We start from the raw sequence: 12,068 nt of genomic DNA on the forward strand, positions 1-12,068 counted from the left end.
GCGATCCTCAGGCGTCGGTCTGGGCGGTCTGTTCGGCGAGAGCCACGGCACGGAACATGGCGCGGCGCTTGTTCAGCGTCTCTTCCCATTCCAGCGCCGGGACCGAGTCGGCGACTATGCCGGCGCCGGCCTGTACATGCAGTTCGCCGTCCTTGATGACCGCCGTGCGGATCGCGATGGCGGTGTCCATGTTGCCGTTCCAGGCCAGGTAGCCCACGGCGCCGCCGTAGACGCCGCGCTTGACCGGTTCGAGCTGGTCGATGATCTCCATGGCGCGGATCTTCGGCGCGCCGGAGAGGGTGCCGGCCGGCAGGATGGCACGCAGCGCCGCCATGGCGGAAACGCCTTCCTTGAGCTGGCCGGTGACGTTGGAAACGATGTGCATCACGTTGGAGTAGCGCTCGATCACCATCTTCTCGGTGACCTTGACCGAGCCGGTGCTGGAGACGCGGCCGACGTCATTGCGGCCCAGGTCGATCAGCATCAGGTGCTCGGCCAGCTCCTTGGCATCGGAGAGCAGGTCCTCTTCCAGGGCGCGATCGGCTTCCTCGGTGGCGCCACGCGGGCGGGTGCCGGCGATGGGGCGCACGGTGACCAGGCCGTCCTCGACCCGTACCAGCACTTCCGGCGAGCTGCCCACCACGTGGAAGTCGCCGAAGTTGAAGAAGTACATGTAGGGGGTGGGGTTGAAGCAGCGCAGGGCACGGTAGAGATCGATGGGCGCAGCCTTGAAGGGGATCGACATGCGTTGGGAGATCACCACCTGCATGCAGTCGCCGGCCAGGATGTATTCCTTGATCTCGCGCACCGCCTGTTCGTAGTCCTCGCGAGTGAAGCTGGAACGGAAGTCCGGCTCACCGCCCACCGGCAGGCTCGGGTCCACGCCAAGGCGCGGCACCACCGGCTGGCGCAGTTTCTGGCGCAGCAGGGCCAGACGGGCATGGCCCTGCTCGAAGGCATCGGGCTGGCTCGGGTCGACCAGGACTATGGCGTGCAGCTTGCCGGCCAGGTTGTCGAACACGATCACCGCATCCGAGACCATCAGCAGGATATCCGGGGTCCCCAGCGGGTCCGGGTTCGGGCAGTTGGCCAGGCGTTTCTCGACATAGCGCACGCAGTCATAGCCGAAATAGCCCACCAGGCCGCCGTTGAAGCGCGGCAGGCCGGCGATGGGCGCCACCTGGTAGCGCTCCTTGAAGGCTTCGACGAAGGCCAGTGGGTCTTCGCAGTCGTGGCTTTCCACCTCGACGTCATCGACGCTGACGCTGACCGAGAGGCCATGGGCACGCAGCACGGTGCGGCTCTGCAGGCCGATGATGGAGTAACGCCCCCACTTCTCGCCGCCCTGCACGGACTCCAGCAGGTAGGAGTAGGGAGTGTCGGCGAGCTTCAGGTAGAGGGACAGGGGGGTGTCGAAATCCGCCAGGGTTTCGAACGCAAGCGGAATGCGGTTGTAGCCTTGGGCGGCCAAACGCAGGAATTCTTCGCGGGTCATGATCAGCCTCGTGGGCGGGGAGCCCCTCGGGGGCTCCTGGAGATGAAGACGTCGGTGTGCAAGCGCGCCGGAGCATCCGGCCAGAATGAATTCAGGCGCGCCAGCGCCAACGGGCGACGGCCTTGATGATCTTCATTCCGGCTCGTTCGAGCCAATGCTTGCAGGGAACCACCACGTTTCTGTCTCGTTGAGGCGGATTGTCGGAGGAGTCCGGCGACATTAGCGCAGCGCCGTGAGTGGCGCAACCGCCGGGAAGCAGCTCGCGCAGGTCATCCACCACCAGGGCCGGTTCCTCTTCGGCGATGGGGCGGCCATGGTTGTAACCGTAGCTCAGGGCCACGCATTTCACCCCGGCGGCCTTGGCGGCGAGCACGTCGTTGCGCGAGTCGCCGACGAACAGCGCCTCGCTGCGGCTGACCCCGGTCATGTGCATCACATGCAGCAGCGCGGCCGGGTCGGGCTTCTGCTGGGGCAGGGTGTCGCCACCGATGATCAGCGGGAAATAGCGGCCCAGCTGCATTTCATCCAGCAGAGGGGCGACGAAGCGCTCCGGTTTGTTGGTGATCAGCGCCAGCTCCACGCCCTGCTTCTTCAGCCACTTCAGGGTTTCCGCCACCCCGGGGTAGACGGTGGTCAGCGCGTGGTTTTCCGCATAGGCCTCCATGAACAGCTCCAGGCCGCGCTCGGCGTCGCTGTCATGCACCGAAGAATGGTCGATATCGCCGGCCAGGGCACGGCGCACCAGCACCCGGGCGCCATTGCCGACCCATTCGCGGACCCGCTCGACACCCGCTGCCGGGCGGCCGAGGGCGACCAGCATGCGATCGACGGCGGCCGCCAGGTCCGGCACCGAATCCACCAGGGTGCCATCCAGGTCGAACATCACCAGGCGTGGCAGGCGCCCGTCGAACAGCCGGTGCAGCTCGCCCATATCACACCTGGGCCAGCTCGGCGCGCATGGCGGCGATGACTTCGGCGTAGTCCGGCGCGTTGAAGATGGCCGAACCGGCGACGAAGGTGTCGGCGCCGGCGGCGGCGATCTCGCGGATGTTCTTCAAGTTGACGCCGCCATCGATCTCCAGGCGGATGTCACGGCCGGAGGCATCGATCAGGGCACGGGCCTCGCGCAGCTTGTCGAGGGTGCCGGGGATGAACTTCTGCCCGCCGAAGCCCGGGTTGACGCTCATCAGCAGGATCATGTCGACCTTGTCCATCACGTACTTGAGCACGTCCAGCGGGGTCGCCGGGTTGAATACCAGGCCGGACTTGGCACCGCCGTCGCGGATCAGCTGCAGGGAGCGGTCGATGTGCTCGGAGGCTTCCGGGTGGAAGGTGATGTAGGTGGCGCCGGCCTCGATGAAGTCGCCGATGATGCGATCCACCGGCTTGACCATCAGGTGCGCGTCGATGGGCGCGGTGATGCCGTACTTGCGCAACGCCGAGCAGACCATCGGGCCGATGGTCAGGTTGGGCACGTAGTGGTTATCCATCACGTCGAAGTGAACGATGTCGGCGCCGGCCGCGAGAACGTTCTCCACTTCCTCGCCCAGGCGGGCGAAGTCGGCGGAAAGGATCGACGGAGCGATGGCAAAGGGCTGCATGGTTGACCTCAGGGCGGAATCACGGTGGCGCGGATTGTAGCCGGGATGGACGGCGCGCGGGGATTCGACCGATGACTGAGGTGGGAGGAAAAAGAACCCGCCCGCACGGGGACACGGGCGGGCGGAAGGTTGGAGACTTACTCCGGCATGGAGGTGCGCATGCGCTCGCTGCGGCCGCGCAGCCATTCCAGCACCAGCAGCAGGGCGACCGAGAAGCCGATCAGCAGGGTCGCGGCGGCGGCGATGGTGGGGCTGAGGTTCTCGCGGATGCCGCTGAACATCTGGCGCGGCAGGGTGGCCTGTTCGGGGCCGGCGAGGAACAGGGTCACCACCACTTCGTCGAAGGAAGTGGCGAAGGCGAACAGGGCCCCGGAGATCACTCCCGGCGCGATCAGCGGCAGGGTCACCTTGAAGAAGGCGGTCAGCGGCGGCGCGCCCAGGCTGGCGGCGGCGCGCACCAGGTTGTAGTTGAAGCCCTGCAGGGTGGCCGATACCGTGATGATCACGAAGGGCACGCCCAGCACCGCATGCACCAGGATCAGCGAGATGTAGCTGTTGCCCAGGCCCAGCGGCGCGAAGAACAGGTAGGCGGCGACACCGATGATCACCACCGGCACCACCATCGGCGAGATCAGCAGGCTCATCACCAGGGCCTTGCCGCGGAACTCGCCGCGGGTCAGGCCGATGGACGCCAGAGTGCCGAAGACCATCGCCAGCAGGGTGGCCGCCGGGGCGACGATCATGCTGTTGGTCAGCGAGCGCATCCACTCCGCCGAGTTGAAGAAGTCGGCGTACCAGCGCAGGGAGAAGCCCTGCATCGGATAGACCAGGAAGGTGCCGGAGTTGAACGACAGCGGGATGATCACCAGCACCGGCAGGATCAGGAACAGCAGCACTAGGCCGCAAAGGCCGCGCAGGGTGTAGAACCACAGGCGCTCGACCGGGGACATGTAGGGACTCAGCATGAAGCTCTCTCCTCAGATTCTTTCTTGTTACCCCGCCCTCTCCCGGCGCTTCGCGCCACCCTCTCCCGCAAGCGGGAGAGGGGAATCGGACGGCCTCCTCCGGAGGCGTTCTTATCCCAGGCGCAGGCGGCCTGCGCCCACCAGCCAGGTGTACACCACGTAGAGCACCAGGGTGGCGAACAGCAGCATGCCGCCCAGGGCCGTGGCCATGCCCCAGTTGATGGTGGTGTTGGTGAAGAAGGCTACGAAGTAGCTGACCATCTGGTCGTTCGGGCTGCCCAGCAGCGCCGGGGTGATGTAGTAGCCGATGGACAGGATGAACACCAGCAGGCACCCGGCGCCGACACCGGCTACGGTCTGCGGGAAGTAGACCTTCCAGAAGCTGGCGAAAGGGTGGCAGCCGAGGGAGATCGCCGCCCGCATGTAGCTGGGGGAGATGCCCTTCATCACGCTGTAGATCGGCAGGATCATGAACGGCAGCATGATGTGCACCATGGAGATGTAGACGCCGGTGCGGTTGAACACCAGTTGCAGCGGCTGGTCGATCAGCCCGAGCTTGATCAGCGCGCCATTGATCAGGCCGCCGGACTGCAGCAGCACGATCCAGGCGGCGACGCGCACCAGGATCGAGGTCCAGAACGGCAGCAGCACCAGGATCATCAGCAGGTTGCTCTGGCGGGTCGGCAGGTTGGCCAGCAGATAGGCCAGCGGATAGGCCAGCAGCAGGCAGATCACGGTGATCACCGCGCCCATCCAGAAGGTGCGGGCGAAGATATCCAGGTAGATGGCCTGGTCCGGGGTGGCCGGGGCCAGCTCGCCGAGGTCGTCGATGCGATGGTCGAGGGCGGCCAGCAGGTAATAGGGGGTCAGGTGGCTGGCGTTGCGGCGGATGGTCTGCCAGTAGGCCGGGTCGCCCCAGCGCTCGTCCAGGCCTTCCAGGGCTTCCTTGTAGGAGGCCGGTTCGGTCTTGAACGGCAGGGCGCGGGCGGTCTTGGCCATCAGGCTGCGGTAGCCGGCCAGCTCCATGTTCAGGCGCTTGGAAAGGTCACCGATGGTCTGGTTCTTGCGGGCCTCGGCGAGGTCCTCGGCCAGGGCCTTGTAGACAGGCTCGGCAGGCAGCGCCTTGCCGTCCCAGCTGGAAATGGCCTCGACCGTGCGCGGCATGGAGCCGACCACTTCCGGGTTGTTCACGCTCTTGTAGAGCAGCGCGCCGATGGGCACCAGGAAGGTCAGCAGGAGGAAGATCAGCAGCGGCAGGATCAGCGCCTGGGATTTCAGGCGGTTCATCCGCTCGGCTCGGGCGAGGCGCTGCTTGAGGCTGGGGCCGGCGACCTCGTTCAGGGGCACTGCAGTGGCCATGGCGAACTCCGTTGGAACAGGGTTGGACTTTCAGGCCCTAGGGCCAGGGTGGGGAATCGCTTCCCTCACCCCCGGCCCCTCTCCCGGCGGGAGAGGGGGTGGAGCTGCGGCCTTACTTGGCCGCCCAGGAGTTGAAGCGCTGTTCCAGCTGCTCGCCGTAGTCAGCCCAGAAGGTGACGTCCATGGCGACCTGCTCCTTGATGTTCTCCGGAGTGGTCGGCATGTCTTTCAGCAGGGCCTTGTCCAGCAGCGGCACCGCCTGGGTGTTGGCCGGGCCGTAGGCGATGTTCTCGGAGTAGGTCTTCTGCTGCTCGGGCTGGACCGAGTAGGCGATGAATTCCTTGGCCTTGTCGGCATCCTTGGCGCCCTTCGGGATGGCCCAGGAGTCGAAGTCGTAGATACCGCCGCTCCACACGACCTTGAGGTTGCTCTCCTTCTGCACGGCAGCGATGCGGCCGTTGTAGGCGGAGCTCATGACCACGTCACCGGAGGCGAGGAACTGCGGCGGCTGGGCGCCGGCTTCCCACCACTGGATGCTCGGCTTGATCTCGTCGAGTTTCTTGAAGGCGCGGTCCTGGCCTTCCTTGGTGGCCAGCACGCTGTAGACGTCCTTGGGCGCGACGCCGTCGGCCATCAGGGCGAATTCCAGGGTGTACTTGGCGCCCTTGCGCAGGCCGCGCTTGCCGGGGAATTTCTTCACGTCCCAGAAATCGGCCCAGCTGGTGGGGGCGGTCTTAAGCTTGTCGGCGTTGTAGGCCAGCACGGTGGACCACACGAAGAAACCGACGCCGCAGGGCTGGATGGCGCCGGGCACGAAGTCCTCGGCCTTGCCGAACTGGGCGGCATCGAGTTCCTCGAACAGGCCTTCGTCACAACCGCGGGACAGTTCCGGCGACTCCACTTCCACCAGGTTCCAGGACACGCTGTTGGTATCGACCATGGCCTTCACCTTGGCCATCTCACCGTTGTATTCGCCGGCGATGATCTTGTTGCCGGTGCTCTTCTGGTAGGGCTCGTAGAAGGCCTTCACCTGGGCATTCTTGTTGGCGCCGCCGAAGGACACCACGGTCAGGTCAGCGGCCATGGCCTGGGCGGCGCAGGCCAGCCCGAGGGCGATGGCGGTGAGTTTCAGGGATTTCGACATTGTTGTTTTCTCCACAGTGCAGGGTTGCAAATGCCTTGGTGCCGCCGCGTCATTCCGCCGATAGCGGGTCCAGTGCGCGGACGTGCTCCACTTGCCAGCCGAGCGGCACCACATCGCCTACCGCCAGTGCGGGGTCGAGCTCAGCAATAGGTTGCTTGACGAAGAAATCGGGCTTGCCGCAGACCTCCATGCGGATACGCACGTGGTCGCCCAGGTAGATGAACTCGGCAACACGCCCGGAGAAGCGGTTCACGCAGCTCTCGCTGTGGCCGTTCAGGCGCACGCGCTCGGGGCGGATGGACAGGGTCACCGGCTCCCCCGGCTGGCCGACGTTGATCGCCAGCGCCTCGACCTTCTCGCCACGGGCCAGGCGCACCACGCACTTGTCGCCCTCGCGGCTTTCCAGCTCGCCATTGAGGCGGTTGTTCTCACCGATGAAGTTGGCCACGAAGGTATTGCGCGGCAGCTCGTAGAGTTCGCGCGGCGGAGCGATCTGCTGGATCTCGCCCTGGTGGAACACCGCCACGCGGTCGGACATGGTCAGGGCTTCGCCCTGGTCATGGGTCACGTAGACCACGGTGACGCCCAGGCGTTGATGGATGTGCTTGATCTCCATCTGCATGTGTTCACGCAGCTGCTTGTCCAGGGCGCCGAGGGGCTCGTCCATCAGCACCAGCTGCGGTTCGAAGACCAGCGCGCGGGCCAGGGCCACGCGCTGCTGCTGGCCGCCGGAAAGCTGGCCGGGGTAGCGGTTGCGGAAAGCGTCCAGCTGGACCATGGACAGAGCGCGCTTGACCCGCTCGCTGGCGTCGGTCTTGCTCATGCCGCGCACCGTGAGCGGGAAGGCCAGGTTCTCGGCCACCGTCATGTGCGGGAACAGGGCGTAGTTCTGGAACACCATGCCGATGTCGCGCTTGTGCGGGGGCACGTTGTTGATGGAGCGACCGGCCAGGAGGATCTCGCCGTTGGTGGGCGTCTCGAACCCGGCGAGCATCATCAGGCTGGTGGTCTTGCCGGAGCCGGACGGCCCGAGCAGGGTGAGGAATTCGCCTTTGCGAATGTCCAGGTTGAGGTCTTTGACGATCAGGGTCTCGCCGTCGTAGCTCTTCTGTACGCCGCGAAAGCTGACCAGGATGTCGCTGCCTTTTGTCTCGGCCATAACCGCACCTTTGTTTTTGTGTCTGCCGTAGGAGAAAGCCTAGAGAAGGCGGCAGGCCACGCAAATCGGGCGGTATGAGAGATTGCTATAAGGCTTAGAGAGGATTTCTTGTAGGAATCGCCCTACAAATCAGATCGGCATTGTCGGACATTCACAGCAACTTGTGTTCCACGGCGTACTTCACCAGGTCCGCCACCGAATGCAGTCCCAGCTTCTGCATCAGCCGCGCCTTGTGGGTACTCACCGTCTTGCTGCTGATCGCCAGCTGCTGGGCGATTTCGTTGACACCCTCGCCGCGCACCAGGCGCTCGAACACCGAGAACTCCCGCTCCGAGAGCAAGGTGTGGGCGGGGCGCGAGTCGGTCAGGCCGACTTCGAAGACCATGCGGTCAGCCAGCTCCGGGTCGATGTAGCGGCCGCCGGAAGCCACCTTGCGGATAGCGGTCAGCAGCAGTGCCGGGTCGCTGTCCTTGGTGGCGTAGCCGGCGGCGCCGATCTTCAGCGCCCGCGCGGCCATCTGCGCTTCATCGTGCATCGACAGCACCAGCACCGCCGGTGGATTATTCAGGGCGCGGATGCGCGGAATGGCTTCCAGGCCATTGACCCCGGGCATGGAGATATCCAGCAGCACCACCTCGCAGGGCGTGCTGCGCAAGGCCTCGAGCAGCTGCTCGCCGTTGGCGGCTTCGCCGGCGACGCAGAGATCCTTCGCCAGGCCGATGAGCTGCTTGATGCCTTCGCGGACGATGGTGTGGTCCTCGGCGACCAGGACTCGAATCACGCTACTGCCTCCTTATCCAGGGCTACCCGCACACAAAGGGTGGTGCCCTCCCCCTGCTGGCTGTCCACCTCCAGCGTGCCACCGAGCATGAGCACCCGCTCGCGCATGCCGACCAGGCCGAAGGAGCCGCCGCGCAGGCCTTCCTGCAGGTCGAAGCCACGCCCGTCATCGCTCACGCGCAGGCACAGCATGCCCGCTTCGACGCTCAGGCGCACCTCCACCGTATGCGCATCGGCGTGGCGCATGACGTTGGTCAATGCCTCCTGCAGGACGCGGAACAGCCCCACCGCCTTGGCATCGGACAGTCTCGGCAGCTGCTCCGGCACTTCCACCAGGCAGGGAATCTGCGTGCGTGCTTCGAATCGTCGCGCCTGCCACTCGATGGCGGAAGCGATGCCCGCATCGAGAATGGGCGGGCGCAGTGCCGTTGCCACATCGCGCACCAGCTGGAAGAGCTGGGCAATGAGACGCTTCATGCTCTCCAGGCGCTCCCGCAGGCCGGCATCCAGACCCGCATAAGCCAGCTCGCACATGGAGGTTTCCAGCTTGAGCACAGTAAGCACCTGGCCCAGTTCATCGTGCACCTCGCGGGCGATGCGCGCCTTTTCTTCCTCGCGCACGCTCTCCAGGTGCGCAGACAGCTCACGCAACTGGGCGCGGGATTCGGCCAGCTCCAGTTCGATCTGCTTGTTCTCGGTGATATCCCAGACCACGCCGTCCCATACCGCCCGGCCGTCGTCGAAGGTCCGTGCGCCGGCCTTGATGTCCGCCCAGCGCAGCTGCCCCTCACGGGTGAGGATACGGCCCTGCCAGTGCCAGTCGCGATCGGCATCCAGCGCTTGCATCTGGCTTTGCCAGTAACTGTCGCGGTCGTCCGGATGGACCAGGCCGCGAATGCCGCGTCCGGTGTTGAGCAACTCACTGGCGCTGTAGCCCACCAGTCCTTCGCTGCCCTCCCCGATGAAGGCGAAGGCCGAGGGCGCGCCGGCCGTGGGCCGCTCCAGGCGGAACACCAGACCGGGTACGTTGGAAGCAATGCCCTTGAGGCGCGCCTCGCTCTCTTCCAGAGCCTCGCGGGCGCGGCGGCGCTCGGTGGCGTCGGAGAGGAACACCACCAGGTACTCGGAGGAGCCGAAGCGCAGGAAACTCAAGGACACGTCGGCCGGCAGCCAGCTGCCGTCAGGGCGCAGACAGCGGGTTTCGAAGCTGAGCGGGCCTTCGTCGTTGTTGCGCGCACGGCGCCAGAGATTGAGCCAGCGGTCCATGTTCAGTTCCGGCTGGAAGTCGGCCAGGGGCCGGTCCGCCAGGCTGCCCGGCGCGTAGCCGAGCATCTGTTCGGCGGCGCGGTTGGCATAGCGCACATGGCTGTCCCAGTTCACCCAGAGGATGCCGAGGGTGCTGTGGTCGATGGAGAACTGGGTGAGGCGCAGGGCTTCTTCGGCCGCCTCGCGCAATTGCAGGGCATGGCGGGCGTCCAGCAGTTGCCGCTCCAACCCGCGGCGCTGGCGACGGAGCCAGGCGATGATCAGCGCTGCGCTCAGCAGCAGCACGCCCAGCAGCAGACTGAGGTTCTGCCAGAAACCGGCGGACTCGCCCAGGCGCGGATACTTGGGCTGCAGCCAGCGCTCATGGAGCTGGTCGAGGTCCTTGGCGGGCAGGCTGCGCAGGGCGATATCAATGATCGCCGCGAGTTCCGGCCAGTCCCGGCGCGACGCCACCCGCAGCAGCTGTGGGAAGCCGATGTCCCCCACCACCGCCACGCCGGCGAACTCCTGCTCGCGGGACAGTCGGCTGAGCTGGGCTTCGTCCAGCACCGCATAACGCACCTGCTCGGCGAGCAGCGCCTGGAGAGCCTGGCGCTCGCTGGCCATGGGCTTGAGATCGAGGTTGGGGTAGGTGGAGCGCAGGTAATCGGCGACCGCGCTGGGCTGGCGCAAGGCGACGGGAGAAGTGGCATCGAGCTGTTCCAGGTCAACCGCAGCGCTGCCGTCACGCTCGCCCACCAGCAGCTGGGAAACGCGCATGTAAGGGTCGGAGAAGAGCCAGTGGCGCAGGCCGGCGGGAGTCTGGCCGAGGCCTGGGGCGAGGTCGACCTGGCCAGCCCGCAGCGCCTCTTCCAGTTCGTCCTGGCTGTCATAGGTGCGCCAGGCGAGCTCCACCCCCATGGCATTGGCCAGCCATGTCATCAGTTCCACGTTGGCGCCGGAGAGCTGCTGCAGGCGGCGATCGAGCTGGACATAGGGCGCCTGCAACACGGCACCGACGCGAAGCTGGCCATGGTTCTCGAGCCATTGCCGCTGGCCTTCGTCCAGGGGCAGCTGGGTCGGTGCCGCCGCGACGGACATTGCCAGGCAACAGGCGAACAGCAGGGAGAGGAGCGCACGGATCATCGACGGCCAACCGCAATGGGGGAAAACAGCTGACATACCTTACTCCAGCCTTGACGAACCATGCGAAGGCTCGGCCTGACAAATGTCGATCGAGCCATTAGGCTCGGGTTTCCCAGTTCGACCAGGAACTCCCGGATGCCTCGCGCCCTTCGCCCACGCCTCACGGCCCTCTGCCTCTCCCTGCTGCCCGCCACCAGCCTGCTGGCGGCGGAGCAGACCGCCGCCCCGGCCAGGGAGCCGGCGCCCGTAGCGGAGCGCGCGCCCCTGGCAGAGCGCAGCCAGGAGGACGCCAACGGCCTGGAGCGGCGCCTGCCGGCCCGGGAGCAACGACAGTTGAAGGCTGGCGAGGAAAGCTATCTCGCCCTGTGGCAGCCGGCCTATGCCAGCGAGCCCGACGGCCTGGTGATCCTACTGCCCGGCGAGGGCGAGAGCGCCGACTGGCCGCAAGCCATAGGCCCGCTGCGGCGCAGCCTGCCGAACGCCGGCTGGAGCACCCTCAGCCTGACCCTGCCCGACCCCAGCGGCGACCCGCTGCCGCCGCGCCCGCTGAAGGCCGAGCAGGCGAGCAAGGCGGAGCCCGCGGCAAGCCCGGAAAAAGTGGAAGAAGATGGCCCGGCCAGCGCCGAGCAGGCTGGCAGCGCCGAACCCGATACCGACCCGGCGCCGCCACCGCAGTCCCGCGACGCCATCCAGAAAATCCAGTCGGACCGTGTCTTCGCGCGCATCGACGCGGCGCTGGCCTTCGCCCGCCAGCAGAAGCCACAGTCCATCGTGCTGCTCGGACACGGCACTGGCGCCTATTGGGCGGCGCAGTACCTGACATCGCGAGAGCCGACGGATATAGGCAACCTCCTGCTGGTCGCCGCCGCACACCCGATAGGCTACGAGCCGGCGCTGGAGGAGTCGCTGCCGCTACTGAAGCTCGCTACCGGCGACTTCTACTACCAGGACCAGCCCGGCGCGCGCGACGCGGCGCTGCTCCGCCTGCACGCGAGCAAACGGCAGAAGCACCCGGCCTATATCCAGGTCGCCATGAAGAGCCTGGCGGGAGACCGTGCCACGGTGCAGGAACAACTGGTTCGCCGCATTCGCGGCTGGCTGAGCCTGCATGTACAGGCCGGTGATCGGAAAGGGAACATGCCCGATAGCTGAATCCCCCGGGAACCTGGCCGGG

Annotated in this window: 10 protein-coding genes; 1 reads left to right on the forward strand and 9 read right to left on the reverse strand. The window is 66.3% G+C overall.

Features of this window, described 5'->3' with window-relative positions:
* Nucleotides 1-7: 7 nt before the first annotated feature.
* The 9 genes from trpE to ACFPU0_RS28805 all read right to left on the reverse strand — a co-directional run bounded on the left by trpE (nt 8) and on the right by ACFPU0_RS28805 (nt 10,894).
* Entirely contained in the window at nt 8-1,495 is a 1,488-nt protein-coding gene (gene trpE / locus ACFPU0_RS28765) for an anthranilate synthase component I (protein WP_377696707.1), read from the reverse strand.
* A gap of 91 nt (nt 1,496-1,586) precedes the next feature.
* A complete protein-coding gene (locus tag ACFPU0_RS28770; protein WP_377696708.1) occupies nt 1,587-2,426 on the reverse strand; it encodes a phosphoglycolate phosphatase in 840 nt (279 codons plus the stop codon).
* 1 nt (nt 2,427) lies between these two features.
* The gene (rpe, locus tag ACFPU0_RS28775) at nt 2,428-3,096 is read right to left on the reverse strand and encodes a ribulose-phosphate 3-epimerase (RefSeq protein WP_377696709.1); all 669 of its coding nucleotides are present in this window, start codon (nt 3,094-3,096) and stop codon (nt 2,428-2,430) included.
* Between the two features lie 137 nt (nt 3,097-3,233).
* Complete coding sequence (locus ACFPU0_RS28780; protein WP_377696710.1) at nt 3,234-4,061, reverse strand: ABC transporter permease; 828 nt, start codon at nt 4,059-4,061, stop codon at nt 3,234-3,236.
* Between the two features lie 111 nt (nt 4,062-4,172).
* Nucleotides 4,173-5,420 (reverse strand): ABC transporter permease, encoded by a 1,248-nt coding sequence (locus ACFPU0_RS28785; RefSeq protein ID WP_377696711.1) that lies wholly within the window; start codon nt 5,418-5,420, stop codon nt 4,173-4,175.
* Nucleotides 5,421-5,532: 112 nt separating this feature from the next.
* Nucleotides 5,533-6,564: an ABC transporter substrate-binding protein gene (locus ACFPU0_RS28790; protein ID WP_377696712.1), complete on the reverse strand. Its 1,032-nt coding sequence runs from the start codon at nt 6,562-6,564 to the stop codon at nt 5,533-5,535.
* A 49-nt stretch (nt 6,565-6,613) separates the two neighbouring features.
* Complete coding sequence (locus ACFPU0_RS28795) at nt 6,614-7,723, reverse strand: ABC transporter ATP-binding protein (protein ID WP_377696713.1); 1,110 nt, start codon at nt 7,721-7,723, stop codon at nt 6,614-6,616.
* A gap of 151 nt (nt 7,724-7,874) precedes the next feature.
* A complete protein-coding gene (locus ACFPU0_RS28800; RefSeq protein WP_377696714.1) occupies nt 7,875-8,504 on the reverse strand; it encodes a response regulator in 630 nt (209 codons plus the stop codon).
* Entirely contained in the window at nt 8,501-10,894 is a 2,394-nt protein-coding gene (locus tag ACFPU0_RS28805) for a PAS domain-containing sensor histidine kinase (RefSeq protein ID WP_377696831.1), read from the reverse strand. The genes ACFPU0_RS28800 and ACFPU0_RS28805 overlap by 4 nt, the downstream gene beginning before the upstream one ends.
* A gap of 135 nt (nt 10,895-11,029) precedes the next feature.
* Here ACFPU0_RS28805 and ACFPU0_RS28810 point away from each other — a divergent pair, with 135 nt between their 5' ends.
* Nucleotides 11,030-12,046, forward strand: coding sequence for an alpha/beta hydrolase family protein (locus ACFPU0_RS28810; RefSeq protein ID WP_377696715.1), 1,017 nt, complete (start codon nt 11,030-11,032; stop codon nt 12,044-12,046).
* Nucleotides 12,047-12,068: the final 22 nt, after the last annotated feature.

The organism is Pseudomonas sp. GCM10022186, from assembly GCF_042656385.1.
Taxonomy (GTDB): Bacteria; Pseudomonadota; Gammaproteobacteria; order Pseudomonadales; family Pseudomonadaceae; genus Metapseudomonas.